The sequence below is a fragment of the Microbacterium sp. NPDC090225 genome, from assembly GCF_044772365.1.
In the GTDB taxonomy this organism is placed as follows: Bacteria; Actinomycetota; Actinomycetes; order Actinomycetales; family Microbacteriaceae; genus Microbacterium.
Genome location: NZ_JBIVYS010000001.1, coordinates 1,577,810 through 1,595,877, shown reverse-complemented (window position 1 = coordinate 1,595,877; position 18,068 = coordinate 1,577,810). Strand labels below are relative to the sequence as shown.

General features: G+C 70.1%; 14 protein-coding genes and 1 tRNA gene. 7 read left to right on the top strand and 8 right to left on the bottom strand.

All coding sequences use genetic code 11. The features are described from left to right. Positions 1 to 63: 63 nt before the first annotated feature. The 4 genes from serS to ACIQTT_RS07630 all read left to right on the top strand — a co-directional run bounded on the left by serS (position 64) and on the right by ACIQTT_RS07630 (position 3,668). Complete coding sequence (serS, locus tag ACIQTT_RS07645) at positions 64 to 1,386, top strand: serine--tRNA ligase (RefSeq protein WP_402788224.1); 1,323 nt, start codon at positions 64 to 66, stop codon at positions 1,384 to 1,386. Next, complete coding sequence (locus tag ACIQTT_RS07640) at positions 1,383 to 2,204, top strand: HAD family hydrolase (RefSeq protein ID WP_402788222.1); 822 nt, start codon at positions 1,383 to 1,385, stop codon at positions 2,202 to 2,204. The genes serS and ACIQTT_RS07640 overlap by 4 nt, the downstream gene beginning before the upstream one ends. Positions 2,205 to 2,246: 42 nt before the next feature. Then, a tRNA-Ser gene (locus ACIQTT_RS07635) sits at positions 2,247 to 2,331 on the top strand. Between the two features lie 50 nt (positions 2,332 to 2,381). Further along, the gene (locus ACIQTT_RS07630) at positions 2,382 to 3,668 is read left to right on the top strand and encodes an LCP family protein (protein ID WP_402788220.1); all 1,287 of its coding nucleotides are present in this window, start codon (positions 2,382 to 2,384) and stop codon (positions 3,666 to 3,668) included. A 128-nt stretch (positions 3,669 to 3,796) separates the two neighbouring features. Here the strand turns inward: ACIQTT_RS07630 and ACIQTT_RS07625 are convergent, their stop codons facing one another. The 3 genes from ACIQTT_RS07625 to rhaI all read right to left on the bottom strand — a co-directional run bounded on the left by ACIQTT_RS07625 (position 3,797) and on the right by rhaI (position 8,553). Then, entirely contained in the window at positions 3,797 to 5,206 is a 1,410-nt protein-coding gene (locus ACIQTT_RS07625; protein ID WP_402788218.1) for a rhamnulokinase family protein, read from the bottom strand. 103 nt (positions 5,207 to 5,309) lie between these two features. Next, on the bottom strand, positions 5,310 to 7,346 hold the full coding sequence (locus tag ACIQTT_RS07620) for a bifunctional aldolase/short-chain dehydrogenase (protein ID WP_402788216.1): 2,037 nt from the start codon (positions 7,344 to 7,346) through the stop codon (positions 5,310 to 5,312). A gap of 40 nt (positions 7,347 to 7,386) precedes the next feature. Continuing rightward, on the bottom strand, positions 7,387 to 8,553 hold the full coding sequence (gene rhaI / locus ACIQTT_RS07615) for an L-rhamnose isomerase (protein ID WP_402788214.1): 1,167 nt from the start codon (positions 8,551 to 8,553) through the stop codon (positions 7,387 to 7,389). Between the two features lie 129 nt (positions 8,554 to 8,682). Here rhaI and ACIQTT_RS07610 point away from each other — a divergent pair, with 129 nt between their 5' ends. Both ACIQTT_RS07610 and ACIQTT_RS07605 read left to right on the top strand, forming a co-directional pair. Beyond that, a complete protein-coding gene (locus ACIQTT_RS07610; RefSeq protein ID WP_402788212.1) occupies positions 8,683 to 8,952 on the top strand; it encodes a type II toxin-antitoxin system Phd/YefM family antitoxin in 270 nt (89 codons plus the stop codon). Then, positions 8,949 to 9,227 (top strand): type II toxin-antitoxin system RelE/ParE family toxin, encoded by a 279-nt coding sequence (locus ACIQTT_RS07605; RefSeq protein ID WP_402788210.1) that lies wholly within the window; start codon positions 8,949 to 8,951, stop codon positions 9,225 to 9,227. Before ACIQTT_RS07610 ends, ACIQTT_RS07605 begins: the two co-directional genes overlap by 4 nt. On the opposite strand, the gene ACIQTT_RS07600 is transcribed toward ACIQTT_RS07605, so the two are convergent. Genes ACIQTT_RS07600 through ACIQTT_RS07580 form a run of 5 tightly spaced genes read right to left on the bottom strand, consistent with a single transcriptional unit; the run spans position 9,212 to position 17,065 of the window. Next, entirely contained in the window at positions 9,212 to 10,504 is a 1,293-nt protein-coding gene (locus ACIQTT_RS07600; RefSeq protein WP_402788208.1) for a four-carbon acid sugar kinase family protein, read from the bottom strand. The genes ACIQTT_RS07605 and ACIQTT_RS07600 overlap by 16 nt on opposite strands. After that, positions 10,497 to 11,765 carry a RuBisCO large subunit C-terminal-like domain-containing protein gene (locus ACIQTT_RS07595; protein ID WP_402788207.1) on the bottom strand — a complete coding sequence of 423 codons (1,269 nt, stop codon included), beginning with the start codon at positions 11,763 to 11,765 and terminating at the stop codon, positions 10,497 to 10,499. Before ACIQTT_RS07595 ends, ACIQTT_RS07600 begins: the two co-directional genes overlap by 8 nt. Positions 11,766 to 11,769: 4 nt before the next feature. After that, positions 11,770 to 13,752: a glycoside hydrolase family 127 protein gene (locus ACIQTT_RS07590; RefSeq protein ID WP_402788205.1), complete on the bottom strand. Its 1,983-nt coding sequence runs from the start codon at positions 13,750 to 13,752 to the stop codon at positions 11,770 to 11,772. Then, on the bottom strand, positions 13,749 to 14,423 hold the full coding sequence (locus ACIQTT_RS07585) for an aspartate/glutamate racemase family protein (protein ID WP_402788203.1): 675 nt from the start codon (positions 14,421 to 14,423) through the stop codon (positions 13,749 to 13,751). Before ACIQTT_RS07585 ends, ACIQTT_RS07590 begins: the two co-directional genes overlap by 4 nt. Then, positions 14,420 to 17,065 carry a family 78 glycoside hydrolase catalytic domain gene (locus ACIQTT_RS07580; protein WP_402788201.1) on the bottom strand — a complete coding sequence of 882 codons (2,646 nt, stop codon included), beginning with the start codon at positions 17,063 to 17,065 and terminating at the stop codon, positions 14,420 to 14,422. Before ACIQTT_RS07580 ends, ACIQTT_RS07585 begins: the two co-directional genes overlap by 4 nt. 73 nt (positions 17,066 to 17,138) lie before the next feature. On the opposite strand from ACIQTT_RS07580, the gene ACIQTT_RS07575 reads away from it, so the two are divergent. Next, positions 17,139 to 18,041, top strand: a complete 903-nt coding sequence (locus tag ACIQTT_RS07575; protein WP_402788199.1) for an NAD-dependent epimerase/dehydratase family protein — start codon at positions 17,139 to 17,141, stop codon at positions 18,039 to 18,041. Positions 18,042 to 18,068: the final 27 nt, after the last annotated feature.

Genomic DNA, 18,068 nt, shown 5'->3' with positions numbered 1-18,068 from the left:
CGCGGCCCCGAGTGTGACATCCGGCGAGCCTGCGGGGGTGGGAGACCCCCGTAGAATCGTGGAATGATCGACCTCGCTCTTCTCCGCGACCACCCTGATCTCGTCCGCCGCTCGCAGGCCGCACGCGGCAACGACCAGGCCACCGTCGACATCGCACTCGAGGCCGATCGATCGCGCCGCGCGGCGCTCGCCGCGTTCGAGGAACTGCGGGCCGAGCAGAACGTGTTCGGCAAGGTCATCGCGAAGGCGCCGAAGGAGGAGAAGCCCGCGCTCGTCGCACAGGGCAAGGAACTCGCCGAGCGCGTCAAGCAGGCGCAGCAGGTCGCGAACGACGCCGGAGAGGCAGCATCCGCCGCCCTGGCCCGCATCGAGAACGTCGTGATCGACGGCGTGCCCGCCGGTGGCGAGGCCGACTTCGTCGAGCTGCGCCGCGTCGGCGACGTGCCCTCGTTCGACTTCGAGCCGCGCGACCACCTCGAGATCGGCGAGATCCTCGGGGCGATCGACATGGAGCGCGGGGCGAAGGTCTCGGGCGCCCGCTTCTACTTCCTGCGCGGCATCGGCGCCCGCCTCGAGATCGCGCTCATGAATCTCGCGCTCGACAAGGCGCTGCAGAACGGCTTCGTGCCGCTCATCACCCCGACGCTCGTGCGCCCCGAGATCATGCAGGGCACCGGCTTCCTCGGCGAGCACGCCGACGAGGTCTACCACCTCGACAAGGGTGACGACCTCTACCTGGTCGGCACCAGCGAGGTCGCCCTCGCCGGGTACCACAAGGACGAGATCGTCGATCTCTCGGATGGCGCGCTGCGCTACGCAGGCTGGTCGACCTGTTACCGCCGCGAGGCGGGCTCGCACGGCAAGGACACCCGCGGAATCATCCGCGTGCACCAGTTCAACAAGCTCGAGATGTTCGTCTACACGGATGCGGAGGATGCCGAGGCCGAGCACCTGCGCCTCGTCGCGCTGCAGGAAGAGATGCTGACCTCGCTCGGCCTCGCCTACCGCGTGATCGACGTCGCCGCGGGCGACCTCGGATCGAGCGCCGCGCGCAAGTACGACATCGAGGCCTGGGTACCCACGCAGGGCGCCTTCCGCGAGTTGACGTCGACGTCGAACTGCACCACTTTCCAGGCTCGCCGGTTGGACGTGCGCCACCGTCCCGCGGCCGATGAGGCGGCCCAGGGGGGTTCGGCACCGAAGACCCAGCACGTCGCGACGCTCAACGGCACGCTCGCGACCACCCGCTGGATCGTGGCGCTGCTCGAGACGCACCAGCAGGCCGACGGCTCGGTGCGCGTGCCTGAGGTGCTGCGCCCTTACCTCGGAGGGCTCGAGGTTCTGACGCCGGAGAACACGAAGGCGACGCCGAAGGTCACCGCATGACCGCGCCCTGGCTCGTCGCGCTCGACGTCGACGGCACGATCCTGCTCCAGGACGAGACGATGAGCCCGGGCGTTCCCGAGGCCGTTGCGCGCCTGCGCGATGCCGGTCACGTCGTGACGATCGCCACCGGCCGCAGCTGGATGGCCACCCGTCGCTACGTCGAGCAGCTCGAACTCGACGCCGAGTACGTCGTGTGCTCGAACGGCGCCGTCACGATGCGCCGCGTCGGCGACGAGTGGGAGCGCTGGAACGTCGAGACCTTCGATCCCTCACCCGCGCTCGCCCTTCTGCGCGAGCGCCTGCCGGACGCCCGCTACATGGTCGAGCTCGCCTCGGGCCAGCGGCTCTTCACCGACCAGCTCGACGACTGGACGCTCGACGGCGGTCGGCGGGTGAGCTTCGAGGAGCTCGCGGCCGAGCCCGTGTCGCGCATCGTCGTGGTCTCGCCCGGTCACGATGAGGAGGATTTCCATCGGCTGGTGGCGGATGCCGGACTCAACGAGGTCTCGTACGCGATCGGCTGGACCGCCTGGCTCGACATCGCCCCGCAGGGCGTCGACAAGGGCACCGCGCTCGAGCGCGTGCGCGAAGAGCTCGACCTCGTCGGTGAGCGCGTGCTCGTCGCGGGCGACGGACGCAACGACATCGGCATGTTCGGGTGGGCGCGCACGCTCGGCGGGCGCGCGGTCGGCATGGGGCAGGCGCCGGCCGAAGTGAGGGATGCGGCATCCGAGATCACCGACGACGTCGTCGACGGCGGGCTGGCGCGTGCGCTGAATACGCTTCCAGCGCCCGCCCAGGTCAGCGCGGGAGAATAGAACTCGGCTAGACTCACGGCTTGTCGGCAGATCCGTCTGTCGGGAGGGTTGTCCGAGCGGCCGATGGAGCTGGTCTTGAAAACCAGTGGGCAGAGATGTCTCGTGGGTTCGAATCCCACACCCTCCGCTTCCTGAGCCCGGTGCCCCCTCACCGCAGGCAGAACCGAAAGGCACCGTGTGACCGAGAACACCCGACGCCGTCGAACGATCGCGCGCCACGGCCAGTTGCACTCGCCGGGACCCCTCAGCCAGCTGCTGAAGTTCATCGCGATCGGACTCGCGGTGGTGCTGGTGAGCGGTGTGGGCGTCGCGGCGTACGTCGTGTACGACCTGCGCAGCACGCAGCTCGCGAACTCCGTCGAACTCGAGGGCCAGTCGGCCGATGCCGTGCCGCCGGACATCAGCGAGTACGAGGGTGGATTCAACTTCGTGCTCGCGGGTGTCGATACCTGTGAAGAGGCGTACGCCGGATACTTCGGCGACCGCTGCAGCGGAAACGACTCCGAGGGCAACCTCAACGACGTCAACCTGCTCGTGCACGTCTCCGACAATCCCCGTCGCATCACGGTCGTCAGCTTCCCGCGCGACCTCATGATCCCCATCCCCGAGTGCACCGACGACGAGGGCAACGTGCACTCCGCCATGAGCAAGCAGCCGCTCAACGTCGCCTACAGCGACGGCGGACTCAACTGCGTCGCGAAGACGATCTCCGAGCTCACCGACCAGGAGGTGCAGTTCGCGGCATCCGTCACCTTCGGCGGCGTGATCGAGATCACGAACGCGATCGGCGGCGTCGACGTGTGCCTCGCGAACCCGATCCGCGACCGCTACACGGGCCTCGACCTTGCGGCGGGCACTCACACGGTGCAGGGCCTCGAAGCACTGCAGTTCCTGCGCACCCGTCACGGTGTCGGCGATGGCAGCGACCTGGGCCGCATCGGCAACCAGCAGCAGTACATGTCGAGCCTGGCGCGCAAGCTCATCAGCGGCGAGACCCTCGGCAACGTGGGCACCATGCTGAAGCTCGCGAACGTCGGTCTCAGCAACCTCGAGACGAGCACCACGCTGAACGACCCGATGACGATCGTGCAGATCGCCCTCGCGGTCAAGGAGGTGCCGTTCGAGGACATCGTGTTCGTGCAGTATCCGACGGGCACCGACTCGCAGAACGCCAACAAGGTCGTACCGAACTACACGGCCGCCGGCGAGCTCTTCGCCGCGATCGAGGCGAACGCGCAGCTGCAGATCACGCACCAGAACACCAGCAACGACGGTGTGATCGTGCAGGAGCCGACGACGGCCGAGACCCCCACCGAAGAGACGGCTCCCACCGAGGAGGCTGCTCCGGAGGAGGGCGCCGAGCCGACCGAGCCGGCCACGCCCGACAACGTCGTGGCGCTCCCCGACAGTATCAAGGGTAACTCGGCCGCGCAGCAGACCTGCTCGAACGGCAACGTTCGCTGAGCGGCGTCGTCGAAGCCCACCGATAGCGCCGAGACCCCCGAGTAGCCACGCGGCTACTGGGGGGTCTCAACGTTACGGGTGGGTCTCGACGGTCAGGTGCGTCTCGACGGTCAGGTGCGTCTCGACGGTCAGGTGCGCGGAGTGAAGCGCACCGGGGCGTGCGTCGCGGCCACGAGGGCGCGCAGCTCTTCGAGGCTCGCGGGCGCGGCGCCGAGCGCCCGCGCCTGCACGAGCACGTTGCCGAGCGCTGTGGCCTCGACGGGACCGGCGAGCACCGGGAGCCCGGTGCGGTCGGCGGTCGCCTGGCACAGCAGGGTGTTGAGCGACCCGCCGCCGACGATGTGCACGACGTCGAGGCGGCGCCCGGTGAGAGCGGATGCCGTCGTCACGGCATCCGCGAACGCCACCGCGATCGATTCCACGATGCTGCGTGCGAACGCGGGTCGGTCGGTCGGGGCCGTCTGCCCACTCGCGGCGAGCAGGGTGCGGATGCGGGCCGGCATGTCGCCCGGCGCCGAGAGCGAGGGGTCGTCGGCGTCGAAGGTCGGCACGGGTGCGGTGGCAGCGGATGCCGCGGCCAGCAGCGCGACCAGATCGATCGGTGCGCCGTCCTCCGCCTCCCACGCCCGCACGGTCTCGCTCAGCAGCCAGAGGCCCGCCACGTTGTGCAGGAATCGGAATCGCCCGTCGACACCGCGCTCGTGCGTGAAGTTCGCCGTGCGGGCGGCATCCGTCAGCACGGGCTCCGCGAGCTCGACGCCGACGAGTCCCCACGTGCCGCACGAGATGTACGCGGCGGAGGGTGAGGTCATCGGCACCGCAGCGACGGCGGAGGCGGTGTCGTGCGAGCCGACGGCGATCACCGGGAGGTCGGCGCCGACACGGCGGGCGATCTCCGGACGCAGGGTGCCGATGATCGTTCCCGGATCGACGAGGGTGGGGAGGAGCCCAGGAGCGATACCGAGTCGGGAGGCGAGGTCGGTGTCCCACTCCCCGTCGTCGACCCGGAGGAGCCCGGTCGTCGAGGCGTTCGTGCGCTCGGCCACGCGGGCGCCCGTGAGGAGGAAGGCGAGCAGATCGGGCACGAGCAGCGCGCTCTCGGCCTCGGCAGCGCGGTCGTCGACACGCAGCTGATAGAGCGTGTTGAACGGCAGGAACTGCAGGCCGTTGCGACGGTAGAGCTCGTCGAACGCGACGATCTCGTGCACCTCTGCGACGCCCCGGGCGGATCGCTCGTCGCGGTAGTGGAACGGCTCGGCGAGCAGCGACCCACCGGCGATCAGCGCGTAGTCGACGGCCCAGGAGTCGATGCCGATGCTATCGATCGTCGGCTCCCGGCGCACCGCTTCGGCGAGGCCGTCGAGCACGTTCTCGTAGAGCGCCTCGAAGTCCCAGTGCAGGCCGTCGGCGCGTTCGACGGGCCCGTTCGGGAAGCGCGAGACAGGCTCGAGCTCGAGAATTCCGTCACCGACGCGACCGATCATCACCCGACCGCTGGTCGCGCCGAGATCGACGGCCGCGACCGCGCGCGTGCTCATCGGGCGTCCTTCGTCTCGTCGCTGCGGTCCTCGCTCAGGAACCGGGGGTGATTCTCGGTCCCTGAGCGAGCGAAGCGAGACGAAGGGCGCTCGGCGCGCGTGCTCATCGCAGGAAGGCGGCGGCGACGCCGGAGTCGACGGGGATGTGCAGCCCCGTGGTGCGGCTCAGCTCGGGGCCGGTGAGCACGTAGACGGCATCCGCCACGTTCTCGGGAACGACCTCGCGCTTGAGGATCGTGCGGTTGGCGTAGAACTGGCCGAGGTCCTCTTCGGCGACGCCGTAGGTCGCGGCGCGGTTGGCGCCCCAGCCCGAGGCGAAGATGCCCGAGCCGCGCACGACGCCATCGGGGTTGATGCCGTTGACGCGGATGCCGTACTCGCCGAGCTCGACCGCCAGCAGCCGCACCTGGTGCGCCTGGTCGGCCTTGGTCGCCGAGTACGCGATGTTGTTCGGGCCGGCGAAGACGGAGTTCTTCGACGAGATGTAGATGATGTCGCCGCCGAGCTTCTGGTCGATGAGTACGCGCGCGGCGGCCTTCGACACGAGGAACGAGCCCTTCGCCATAACGTCGTGCTGCAGATCCCAGTCCTTCTCGGTGGTCTCGAGCAGCGGCTTCGAGAGCGAGAGGCCGGCGTTGTTGACGACGAGGTCGACGCCGCCGAACGCGAGAACGGCGTCGTTCAGCGCCGCCTGGATCGCGTCGGCATCCGCGACGTTCGCCGCGACGCCGATCGCGACGTCGGTGCCGCCGAGTTCGGCGGCCGCGGCCTGCGCCTTCTCGAGGTCGAGGTCGGCGATGACGACGCAGGCACCCTCGGCCGCGAGACGGGTGGCGATGGCCTTGCCGATGCCGGACGCGGCGCCGGTCACGAATGCGATGCGCCCCTGGTGCGACTTCGGCTTCGGCATCCGCTGCAGCTTGGCCTCCTCGAGGGCCCAGTACTCGATGTCGAACTTCTCGGCATCGGAGATGGGGGAGTAGGTCGAGAGCGCCTCGGCTCCGCGCATGACGTTGATCGCGTTGACGTAGAACTCGCCGGCGACACGCGCCGTCTGCTTGTTCGCGCCGTACGAGAACATGCCCACGCCGGGAACGAGCACGATGAGCGGGTCGGCGCCACGGATCGCGGGGGACTCGGCGGTCGCGTGTGCGTCGTAGTACGCCTGGTAGTCGGCACGGTACTCGGCGTGCAGCTCGTGCAGGCGCGCGATCTGCTCCTCGGCGGATGCCGTCGCCGGCAGGTCGAGGATCAGCGGCTTGACCTTGGTGCGCAGGAAGTGGTCGGGGCAGCTCGTGCCCAGTGCGGCGAGGGCCGGGGCCTTCTCGGAGGCGAGGAAGTCGAGCACCTCTGCGGCATCCGTGAAGTGGCCGACCATCGCGCGGTCGTGCGAGGCGAGGCCGCGGATCGTTCCGGCCAGGGCGGCGGCGCGCTCGCGGCGCTCGCCCGCCGGCAGTGCCTCGAAGCCCGCGCGGATGCCGCCGAACGGGTCGGTCTTGCCGTGCTCGGCGATGTAGGCGGCGGCGGTGTCGATGATCCACAGCGAGTTCGCCTCGGCCTCCTCGGAGGTGTCGCCCCACGCCGTGATGCCGTGACCGCCGAGGATGCAGCCGATCGCCTGCGGGTTCGCCGTCTTGATCTCGGCGATGTCGAGTCCGAGCTGGAAGCCGGGGCGGCGCCACGGCACCCACACGACCTTCTCGCCGAAGATCTTCACGGTCAGCGCTTCGCCGTCCGCGGCGGTCGCGATCGCGATGCCGGAGTCGGGGTGCAGGTGGTCGACGTGCGCGGCATCCACGAGTCCGTGCATGGCCGTGTCGATCGAGGGGGCGGCGCCGCCCTTGCCGTGCAGGCAGTAGTCGAAGGCTGCGACCATCTCGTCTTCACGGTCGATGCCGGGGTACACGTCGACCAGCGCGCGCATGCGGTCGAGACGCAGCACGGCCAAGCCCTTCTCGGTGAGAGTCCCCAGGTCGCCGCCCGAGCCCTTCACCCACAGCAGCTCGACGGGCTGCCCGGTCACGGGGTCGATCTCGGTGCCCTTGGCGGAGGTGTTGCCGCCGGCGTAGTTGGTGTTCTTCGGGTCGGCGCCCAGGCGGTTGCTGCGCGCGATCAGGTCAGCGGCGGTCGGGTTCGTCATGAGTGGTGTTCCTTGATCGAGGGGTCGAGGGACGGCGCGCTCAGGCGCCCCAGCCGGCCTGCACGCCACCGACTCGTTCTGCGGCGATCTTCTGCTGGTAGCCGGATGCCGCGTACGCGGCCATCGGGTCGGCGGCGAGGCCGCGCGACTCGCGCCACTCGGCGAGGGCGGGGCGCACGTCGGTGTAGAACGCGTCCATGAAGATCGCGTTCGCGGCGAGAACGTCACCGGACTTCTGCGCGGCGGTGAGGGCCTCGCGGTCGACGAGCAGCGCGCGGGCGGTCATCTCCTGCACGTTGAGCACCGAGCGGATCTGGCCGGGGATCTTGTCTTCGACGTTGTGGCACTGGTCGAGCATGAACGCCACGTCGGGGTTGTTCAGACCGCCGCCGCGCACGACCTCGAAGAGGATGCGGAAGAGCTGGAACGGATCGGCAGCGCCCACGATCAGGTCGTCGTCGGCGTAGAAGCGCGAGTTGAAATCGAACGATCCGAGCTTGCCGAGGCGCAGCAGCTGCATGACGATGAATTCGATGTTCGTGCCGGGGGCGTGGTGGCCGGTGTCGAGGCAGACGGACGCCTTGTCGCCGAGCGAGACCACCTGCGCGTAGGACGTGCCCCAGTCGGGAACATCGGTGTGATAGAACGCCGGCTCGAAGAACTTGTACTCGAGGACAAGTCGCTGGTCGTCGCCGAGGCGGGCGTAGATCTGCTGGAGCGATTCCTGCAGGCGGTCCTGGCGGCCGCGCAGGTCGGCCTGACCCGGGTAGTTCGACCCCTCGGCGAGCCAGATCTTGAGGTCGCGGCTGCCGGTCGCATCCATGACGTCGATGCACGCGAGGTGGTGATCGATCGCCTTCCGGCGGATCGCGGCGTCTTCGTGGGTGAGCGCCCCGAACTTGTAGTCGTCGTCCTGGAACGTGTTGGAGTTCACCGTGCCGAGCGTCACGCCGAGGTCTTCGGCGTGCTTGCGCAGGTCGGAGAACGAGTCGACGAGGTCCCACGGGATGTGCAGCGCCACGCTCGGCGCGAGAGCCGTGTAGGTGTTGACCTGTGCGGCATCCGCGATCTTCTCCCACGGGTCGCGCGGTGTGCCGGGAGTGCCGAACACCTTGAAGCGCGTGCCGGAGTTGCCGAAAGCCCAGCTGGGAAGCTCGATGCCCTGCTTCTCGAGCGCGGCGAGGTGGTCAGGGGTGAGGACGGACATTGTCGCTCGCTTTCTGTAAAGATGAATCGTTTCATAAGTTACGGCACGAGCAACTCGCCGTCAACCCATCGGATACCCGGCCTTTTTATCGGCTAGTATTTCGGCTTGATTCTCGGCTACTATTAATTCATGCAGACAATCTCGGTGAGCGAGGCCAAGGACAAGCTTTCGCAGCTGGTCGAATCGATCGACACGACCCATGAGGCGGTGACCATCACCCGGCATGGCCGTCCGGCGGTGGTGATGCTCAGTGTCGTCGATCTGGAGGCGCTGCAGGAGACTCTGACGTTGCTGTACGACCCGCAGCACAAGGTGGAGGTCGAGGAAGCCGACGAGGACATCGCCGAGGGGCGCACGCTGAGCCTTGCCGAGGTGCGCGAGCAGTTGGCGCGTCGGTGACGTCGAAGTCCTACGACGTTCAGGTCGCCCGCCCCGCGTTTCGAGCTCTGCAACGACTCGAGCCGAAGTTCGCCGATGCGGTGCTCCGTTTTCTCGACGGACCGCTTTCGGAGAACCCCCGGCGAGTGACGAAGCCGCTCGGTGCAGAGCTCGAAGGTCAGCACAGCGGATACGTCGGAATCGCGTATCGCGTCGTCGTGCGGATCGATGACGATGCCCGAGTCGTCTACGTCCTGCGCATCGCTCACCGCGCCGACGTCTACCGTCGCACCTGACCCGCCCGCCCCGCACCGCCCCGCACGCTCTCGAACAGCCCGTCGTCGCCGACCTGGCCGCCCTTGAGGAGCAGTTCGGTGCCGTCGACGGCGGGGTCGTCGCTGCGGGCGCGCAGCACGACGACGTTCGCTCCCGGGTTCGCGGCGATCGAGAGACTCCTGATGCCGAGCGCGCGCACGACGCGGCTCGAGGTGTCACCGCCGCACACGATGAGACGGCGGGTCGCTCCGGATCGGAGGGCTTTCCCGATGGCGGTCGTCGCCGCCTCCGCTATGCCCGCCAACACGTCCGGGTGGTCAGCGAACGCGGGGACATCTTCTGAGGAGAGGGCGACGCTGCGCCCCGATGCCAGCAGATCGACGATCTCGGCGTGGATCGCGGCATCCGGCGACAGCGGCAGTACTGCCCACCCGGCGTCGCGGGCCGCGGCGATCTGGCGCCGGGTCTGCGGCGAGCGGCTGCCGGAGACCGCGAGCACCGGGCCGTCAGCCGAGCGCTCGTCGGCCAGCGCGGATGCCGGACGCCCGAGCGCGAGGGCCCTGCTGAGTCCGCCCGACCCGATCGCGAAGAGCGGATGCCGTTTGCCGCTCAGCTCGTCCAGAGCCCCGCCGATCAGCGCGAGATGCGCGTCGTCGAGGGCGTCGAGCACGAGAGCCGCCGTGGGGGAGTCGTCGATCTCTGCAGCGAGCGACGACGCCGTCGAGTACCGAGTGAGCGGCACGCCGTCGATCGCCAGAGCGGTCTGCCGCGAGAGGTGCGCCGCGAGGTCGGAGTCGTCCATCGGGGTCGACGGATGCTGCGACATGGTCGGCTGGCGGTCGAGCCGGTGCACGGTGCCGCCCTCGGCCGCGAAGTGGTGGCCGAAGACCGTGTAGCGCCCGAAGTCGGGCTGGGCGAAGAGCACCGGAACGGTCAGTGAATCGAACACTTCCCTGCCGATCTCGATCACCCGGCCGAGGCTCCCGACGGTCGGAGAGGAGTCGGCCGTCGAGCACGCCTTGTACTGGACGATGCGGGGCGACAGATCGCGCAGGGCCGTGAGAGCGGGGCGCACTTCGGCATCCAGCGCATCCGGCGGGAGCGAGCGGGCGATGCCGGCGATGCCGACCACCTCATGGGAGCCGGCGGCATCCGCGAGCGCCGCGGCCGAGGGCGTGCCGATGAACAGGCATCCGCGCACCCCGTGCCGGGCGAACTGCAGCAGCACGTCGACGCTGCCGGTGACGTCATCGCCGTAGTAGCCGACGGCCGGTGCGACGGGAGGCGAATCAGTCACGGACCGCCCCGAAACGCTCGGTCGCCCGACGGAGCTCGGGCGATGCCGCCAGCGCCTGTGCGGTCGTCTCACCGCGCTCGGCCGAGGCCCACGCGGCGCGCATGCTCTCGACGCCCGCCGCGGCACCGTCGGGGTGACCGTGGATGCCGCCGCCCGCGAGCACGAGCAGATCCGACGACCCGACCGCGCGCCGGGTCGCATGCGCGAGTCCGCCCCACTGGCCCGACGACAGCACCGGCACCGTGTCGCCCACACCGTCGAGGGGCGTGCGCACATCGGCGATCGACGCGAGAACCTCGTCGTCGGACTCGTAGAACTTGTTCGAGATGCCGTTGGTGTGCAGATGGTCGGCGCCGCTGAGCCGCGCGAGCTTCTGCCAGGCCCGGAACGAGAAGCCGACCTGCGGGGAGCGGCTGATCGCGCCGAACATCGCGCGGTGGCCGTGGATCGGCACCTGCGTGAAGCGCCGCACGTGCGCGAGGCCCGCGAGGCCCACCATGTTGATGCACACCATGACGCAGGTGCCCCCGGCGGCGACCACGAGGTCGTGATTCTGCTCGAGCAGGTGGATGTCGTCGGTGATGTTGAACGCGTACATCGGCATGCGCCCGGTGCGGTCGGCGTAGCGCTTCAGCACCGGCATCACGGCGGCCACTCGCTCGGCGAGCGGCGCGGTGGGGCCGTTGCCCTGCAGCTCGTCGTCCTTGATGAAGTCCACGCCTGCTTCGGCGAGCTCGCCCACCACCTCGGCGAGATCTGCTGGCGAGAGACCGATGCTCGGCTTCACGATCGTGCCGATCAGCGCGCCGTCCGGGCGTGCCATCCGCTCGCGCGTGCCGGTGAGTCCGAAGCGGGGGCCGCCGTAGCGCTCGCCGAAGGCGGCGGGCAGGTCGAGGTCGACCAGCTTGACGGCCGCGAGCTCCTTGATCTCGAACAGGTTGCCGGCGACGGCCGCCTGCAGGTTCGGGATCGACGGCCCGAAGTTGTCGAGTGGGAAGCGCAGACGCATCCGTGCGCGCCGACGCTGCGCCGGGTCGCCGACCGTGCCGGGCAGGGCGCTGTCGCCGGTCAGGGGCAGTTCCTTCAGGTCGACGACCTGCGCCGCGAAGCGGGCACGCAGATCGTCGGACTCGCGCTCGACCCGCACGAAAGTGCCGGTCGACTGCTCCCCGGCGAGGGTCTCGGCCGCCTGCTGCAGCGGCAGCGAGGTCTCGATGACGTAGGTCGCGGTGACATGAGAGGCGGTGACATGGTCGCTCATCGGATCACCAGACGATCGGGAGCCAGACCGACATCTCGCCCGGGCCGCGATTGCCCCACGCGAAATACGGCACGAGCCGGGTCGGGATCTCGACGAGCGGCGCCGCGTCGATGTCGGCGTAGAGGGCGTCGTCGGACGTGCCGGGAATGACCTGGAGCGTCGTCGTCACGGCGAGAAGGCGTTGCCCGTCGATCTCGATCCGTTCGGTGCCGAACGTCGCACCGCGGCGCAGCGCCGCCTGTTCGAGCAGAACGTCGTCGGGGAGGTCGGCCTCCTCGACGCAGTAGACGACCGGACCCCGCTGCACGGCGACCTGGTTCGCGGCCTCCTCGGCCAGGCGGTGGGCGCGCAGCACCCGCACCGGCATCGGCAGATCGAGCACGATCTCATCGCCGACCGCGAGGGGCCGATCGATCCGCGTGTAGGTTCCGGGAGCGCTCGCCGCGACGGGTTCGCCCGCGACCGTGAGCGCGGCATCCGACGACCATCCGGGGATGCGCAGGTGCACGGGCAGTCCGCCCGCTTCGACCGCGGTGACGGTGAAGACGATCCGTCCGTCCCACGGGTAGTCGCTGTGTTCGGTGAGCGTGAGCATCCGCCCGTCGTCGAGCGCGGCGCGCAGTTCGCTGCCGCCGTACTGGTGCACGTGCAGGCCGGCGACCGAGAGGGATGCCGCGCGCTCGTGCCACCGCGAGAGTGTCCTGGCCGTGTTCGGCGGGCAGCAGAAGCAGCTGAGGTACCGCTCGCGCAGGCGCTCGTCGGACTTCGGCGGTGCGGGTACCGGGTGCAGGCCCGTGTCGCCCGCGCGGCGCAGCTCGAAGGGCAGCTCGCGCACCTGCCGCAGCGGGTTGGTGTAGAAGTACGCGGTGCCGTCGAGGCTGATCCCGGCGAGCAGCGCGTTGAAGGCGATCTGCTCGATCACGTCGGCGAATCGTGCCTCTCCGGTGAGCGCCAGCATCCGTTCGGCCCACAGGATCATGCCGATGTTCGCGCACGACTCCGCATGCGCCGTGGTGTGCGGCAGCTGGTACGCGCGGCCGTAGGCCTGGTGCACGCGGCTGATCTGCTCCTGCCACGGATGCCCGTCGGGCGAGGCGCCGTCGTAGAGCGCGCCGCAGCCCCCGGTGATGTAGAGCTTGGTGTCGATCACGTCGTCCCAGAGCCGCGTGAGAACCTCGACGATGTCGGCATCGCCGGTCTCGAGGGCGAGGTCGGCGAGACCCGCGTAGAGGTAGTTCGCCCGCACGGCGTGCCCGGCGACCACGTACTGCTCGCGCACGGGAAGGCGGTCCTGGTTGTCGTCGCCGCCCTGGAAGTCGTCGCGCACGCGCAGGAACGACTGGGCGAGCCCGAGCCAGCGACGGTCATCGGTCGCGCGGTACAGCTCGATCACGGCCATGTAGTGAGAGGGGCAGATCGCGCTGCGGGCGAGTTCGACAGGCTTGTTCTCGGCGAGGTCCTCGAGGTACCCGGCGGCGCGCACGGCGACGTCGAGCAGCAGCGGCGATCCGGTGACCTCGTGGTGCCGCACGCACATCGTGATCAGATGGCCGAGGTTGTAGGTCTCGAAGTGGAACCGGTCGGCGAGGTCTGTGGCCGCCGCCGGCCCGAGCGCCGCGATCAACGTGGGCGTGTGCAGGTACCCGTCGGCGCGCTGCACCGAGGCGATGAGTCGCGCCAGTTCGTCGATCGTCTCGGCGAGTCCCGGATCGGAGCGCACCTCGAGCTGGGCGATCGCGGCTTCCATCCACTTGTAGAAGTCGCCGTCCATGAAGGGCGGTCCGACATGCTCGCCCTGCTCGAGGCCGGCGGCGATGCGGAAGTTGCGCAGCCCCGCGCTCACGGAGGGATCGCGGAGAGAGTCCCACATCGTCGGAACGGTGACGTCACGGGTGCGCTCCTGCACGGCGCCCCAGAAACCGCTCGCCCAGCGAGCGTGGTCGGGACCGAGCGGAGTGAGTGCGCGCGGTCGCGTGCCGGTGGTCATCGGGCGTCTCCCTGCGTCGTACGGTCGTGGGTCAGCAGCTCGGCGAGCCGCTCTATTCCCGGGCGGATGCTGGTGAGCACCGGCACGGCGACCCGGGCGGTCTCGGCCGCCGAAGCCATCGACGCCTGGGCGAGCACCACGACGTCGGCGTGGGCGGCCAGTCGTTCGATCGCAGCGGCGACGAGTGCGTCGTGCTGCGGGCGATCCCCTCCCGAGACCGCGGCGAAGGCTCCGTCGACGACCTCGTCGAGGATCGTCGGTTCGGCACCGGCGATCGCGGCGCGCTCGCGCAACAGTGCGACGGTCGGGGCGAGGGTGGTCGGGAGGGTGGCGATCACGGCGATCCGTTCGCCCGTGGCGACGGCCCGATCGGCCATCGCCTCGTCGATGCGCAGCACGGGGATGCCGACGCGCTCGGCCGTGGGGGCCGCGTAACCCGAGATCGACGAGCACGTGAGCATGACGACATCGGCCCCGGCATCGCGCGCAGCGCCGGCGAGGTGTGCGAGACGGTCGGCGACGGATGCCGCGCGCTCCGCGTCGCCCAGATCGGCGACGATCCGGTCGTCGAGGTAGTTCACGAACGTCGCGTCGGGGAGGGTCGCGCGGGCGGCGTCGATGACCGGGGCGATCACGACGGCCCCGGTGTGCAGGAAGGCGACGCGGGTCATGCGGTCACCTCCGCGGCGGAGTCGGTGGCGTCGGCATCCGCCACATCCGCGGCGTCGAGCGCGACCGAGCGGGTGTGCGTGCCGTGCCCGACCTCTTCCTCGGGCTGACCCGGGAGGGCGAGCACGCCGGTGGTGCCGACGGGCAGCTCGGCGGTGACGTGGAGCACGCCGGCGTCGATCCGCCACGAGACCGCGGCCTCGCCGAACGGGGTGCGATGCCGGGCCGATGCCGAGGTGAGCCCGCCGCCGGGGCGCGGGGCGACGCGGATCCGTCGGTAGCCGGGGGCATCGGCGGCGAGGCCGGCGACGACGCGGTGCATCCAGTCGACCACGGCGCCGAGCGCGTAGTGATTGAAGGAGGTCATCGACCCGGGGTTCACCGAGCCGTCGGGGCGCATCGAGTCCCAGCGCTCCCAGACCGTCGTCGCACCCATGCCCACCTGGTACAGCCACGACGGGCACTCCTTCTCGAGGAGCAGGTCGTAGGCAGCCTCGAGCTGACCGTTCGCGCTGAGGGCGTCGGTGACGAGGGGCGTGCCCACGAACCCGGTGCCGATGCGGTTGCCCCCAGCCCGCACGAGAGCGGCGAGCCGGGCAGCAGCGGGGGCGCGCAGCTCGTCGGGGAGCAGGTCGAACTCGAGAGCGAGAGCGTAGGCGGTCTGCGCGTCGGAGGTCATCCGCCCGTCGTCGCCCACATAGGCGCCGATGAACGCCGCCTTCGCCTCGGCGGCGAGGGCGGTGTAGTGCGCGGCATCCGCTGTCTCGCCCAGCGTCGCGGCCATGTCGGCGACCAGCCGTGCCGAGTACGCGAAGTACCCCGAGGCGACGAGGTAGCGATCGGTGAGGGCGTCGGCCGGGTCGTGCGGGGGAGCCGCCGGGTCGAGCCAGTCGCCGAGCTGGAAGCCGGTGTCCCACAGCCGTGAGGGGCCCGCGATCTCGGCCTGCAGGTCGACCCAGGCGCGGGCGCTGTCGAACTGCGCGCGCAGCACGCCCTCGTCGCCGAAGCGGCGGTGCAGGGTCCACGGCACGATGGTCGCGGCATCGCCCCACGCGGCGCCGGGGCGCTGCGGGGTCCACATGGTGTCGGCCGGGATGACGGGCACGTACCAGGGCACGGTGCCGTCGGGCAGCTGCTCGGCCTCGAGGTCGCGCAGCCAGCCGGCGAGCATGCCGGAGGAGTCGTAGAGGAAGGATGCTGCCGGCGCGAACACCTGGATGTCGCCGGTCCATCCCAGGCGCTCGTCGCGCTGCGGGCAGTCGGAGGGGATGTCGACGAAGTTGCCGCGCATGCCCCAGACGACGTTCTCGTGCAGGCGGTCGAGCTGGGGGTTCGAGGACTCGAACCAGCCCGTGCGCTCCATGTCGGTGTGCAGCACGCGGGCGACGAGAGCGCCGGCCGCGGCATCCGCATCGATGTCGCCGGGCCATCCCTCGACCTCCACGTAGCGGAAGCCGTGATAGGTGAAGCGCGGCTCCCACTCCTCGCCCTCGGTGCGGCCGGCGAACGTGTAGACGTCGGTCGAGACCGCGTCGCGCAGCGGCCGCGTGTAGAGCTCGTCGTCCTGCAGCACCTCGGCGGTGCGGAGGGCCACGGTCGTTCCTGCGGCGGCCGTGGCGCGCAGGCGCACGACGCCGACGAGGTTCTGCCCGAAGTCGAGTACGCGCTTGCCGGCCGGGGTGCGCAGCACGGTGACCGGGTGCACCTCCTCGGTCACCCGCACGGGCGGGCCGGTCGGCGCCACGAGCGTCGCGGGGTCGCGGCGGCGCAGCTGCACGCGCTGCCAGTCGCCGTCGTCGTATCCCGCGCGGCTCCAGCCCGGCAGCTCCTCGCGGGCGTCGTAGGTCTCGCCGTCGTAGATGCCCGAGTGCAGGATCGGGCTCGGCGCAGACTTCCATCGGGTGTCGGTCGCGACGGTCTCGACCGTGCCGTCGGCGTAGGAGAGTTCGAGCTGGCCGATGAAGGAGAGGTCGTCGCCGAAGACGTTGCGGAAGCCGCCGCGCCATCCGAGGCGCCCGCGGTACCAGCCGTCGCCGAGCCACGCGCCGATCGCGTTCTCGCCCTCGGCGAGCAGGTCGGTCACGTCGTAGGTGTAGTAGCGCAGGCGTTCGCGGTACACGGTCCAGCCGGGGGAGAGCACGTCGGTGCCGACACGCTCGCCGTTGATCTCGGCCTGGTAGAGGCCGTGGGCCGACGCGTAGAGGCGGGCACGCACGAGGCCGGGGCGCACGGTGAAGTCGCGGCGGACGAGCGCGGGCCGGCGGTCGTCGCGCATCGGGTTCTCGTTCCAGATCGCACCGATGGGGCCGGCGGTCCAGTCCTCGGGGTGCAGCAGTCCGGTCTCGACCGTGGCCCAGGGGCTCGGGTCGCTCCATTCGCCGTCGGAGCCGCGCACCCGCACGCGGACGGATGCCCGGGCGCGCGAGTCGAGTGCCCGACCCGGCCACGGCACGAGCACCTGCGCGTCGGAGTCGATCTCGAAGGTGTCGACGGCGCCATCCGTGTCGATCTCGATGCGGGAGGCGGCCTGCGTCCATCCGGTGGGAGCGGTGTCGACGACCCACGACAGGCGCGGGCGTGACTCTCCGATGCCGAGGGGCTCGCGGTGATGCTCGAAGCGAACGGCGGATACGGTGGCCGGCATTGGACACTCCCAAGATTTCGAAACGTTTCAGAGACGCAGACAAGGCGCTGTCGTGGCGAATCACGTTAGAATTGTGACGTTTCAATACTACGGCATGAAGGTCGACGAGGTCGATCACCTGCCAGACTCGGACGCGGAGGTCCCCATGGTCATTGCGGTCACAGGAAGCAGCGGCACGCTCGGTCGCGCGACGGTCGAACGGCTGCGCGCCGGGGGAGCCGAAGTCATCGGCTTCGACCTCGCGGGCCCCGCCGGGGCGGGCTTCACGCGCGTCGACCTCACCGACTACGGGCAGACGCTCGACGCGCTGCTCGGGGTGACCGCGCGCCACGAGGGCATCGACGCCCTCGTGCACCTCGCCGCGATCCCGGTGAACGGGCTCGTTCCCGATGCCGCGACCTTCGAGAACAACGTGCGGGTCTCCTCGCATGTGCTCCTCGCCGCGCATCGCGCCGGCATCCGCACCGTCGTGCTCGCGTCGAGCATCACGGCCATGGGCTTCCCCTTCGACGTCGCGCCGCCGTCGCTCCCGGTCGACGAGACCTACACGCGCGCGTTCAACACCTACGGCCTCGGAAAGGTCGTCGAAGAGGCGATGGCCGCGCAGCTGGTCGGATGGCATCCGGATGCTTCGATCACCGCGCTGCGCTTCACCAACGTCGTCGCGCCCGAGGCCTACGACACCTTCGCTGCGGCATCCGAGCCCGACTACCGCCGTGACCTTCTGGGGTCGTGGGTCGATGCGCGCGACGGAGCCGAAGCCGTGGCGCTCGCGCTCGAGGCGGCGACCCCCGGGTTCCGGGTCTACAACGTCGCAGCTCCCGAGTCGGGCAATGCGGCGCCCTCGCGCGAGGTGGCGGAACGGTGGTTCCCCGGCGTTCCGGTGGCCGACGATCTCGCCGAGTTCGGATCGCTCATGTCGACCCGCCGCATCCAGGACGAGCTCGGCTTCCGCGCGCGCTACGACTGGCGCTGAGGTGTCTCTCGGGCGGGGACGCTTCGA

Bases quoted from the DNA above. Each gene is read 5' to 3' on its own strand.
- ACIQTT_RS07640 (WP_402788222.1), top strand. From the start codon at position 1,383: ATGACCGCGCCCTGGCTCGTCGCGCTCGACGTCGACGGCACGATCCTG.
- rhaI (WP_402788214.1), bottom strand. From the start codon at position 8,553: ATGTCCGTCCTCACCCCTGACCACCTCGCCGCGCTCGAGAAGCAGGGC.
- ACIQTT_RS07620 (WP_402788216.1), bottom strand. From the start codon at position 7,346: ATGACGAACCCGACCGCCGCTGACCTGATCGCGCGCAGCAACCGCCTG.
- ACIQTT_RS07625 (WP_402788218.1), bottom strand. From the start codon at position 5,206: ATGAGCACGCGCGCGGTCGCGGCCGTCGATCTCGGCGCGACCAGCGGT.
- ACIQTT_RS07580 (WP_402788201.1), bottom strand. From the start codon at position 17,065: ATGCCGGCCACCGTATCCGCCGTTCGCTTCGAGCATCACCGCGAGCCC.
- ACIQTT_RS07585 (WP_402788203.1), bottom strand. From the start codon at position 14,423: ATGACCCGCGTCGCCTTCCTGCACACCGGGGCCGTCGTGATCGCCCCG.
- ACIQTT_RS07610 (WP_402788212.1), top strand. From the start codon at position 8,683: ATGCAGACAATCTCGGTGAGCGAGGCCAAGGACAAGCTTTCGCAGCTG.
- ACIQTT_RS07595 (WP_402788207.1), bottom strand. From the start codon at position 11,765: ATGAGCGACCATGTCACCGCCTCTCATGTCACCGCGACCTACGTCATC.
- serS (WP_402788224.1), top strand. From the start codon at position 64: ATGATCGACCTCGCTCTTCTCCGCGACCACCCTGATCTCGTCCGCCGC.
- ACIQTT_RS07590 (WP_402788205.1), bottom strand. From the start codon at position 13,752: ATGACCACCGGCACGCGACCGCGCGCACTCACTCCGCTCGGTCCCGAC.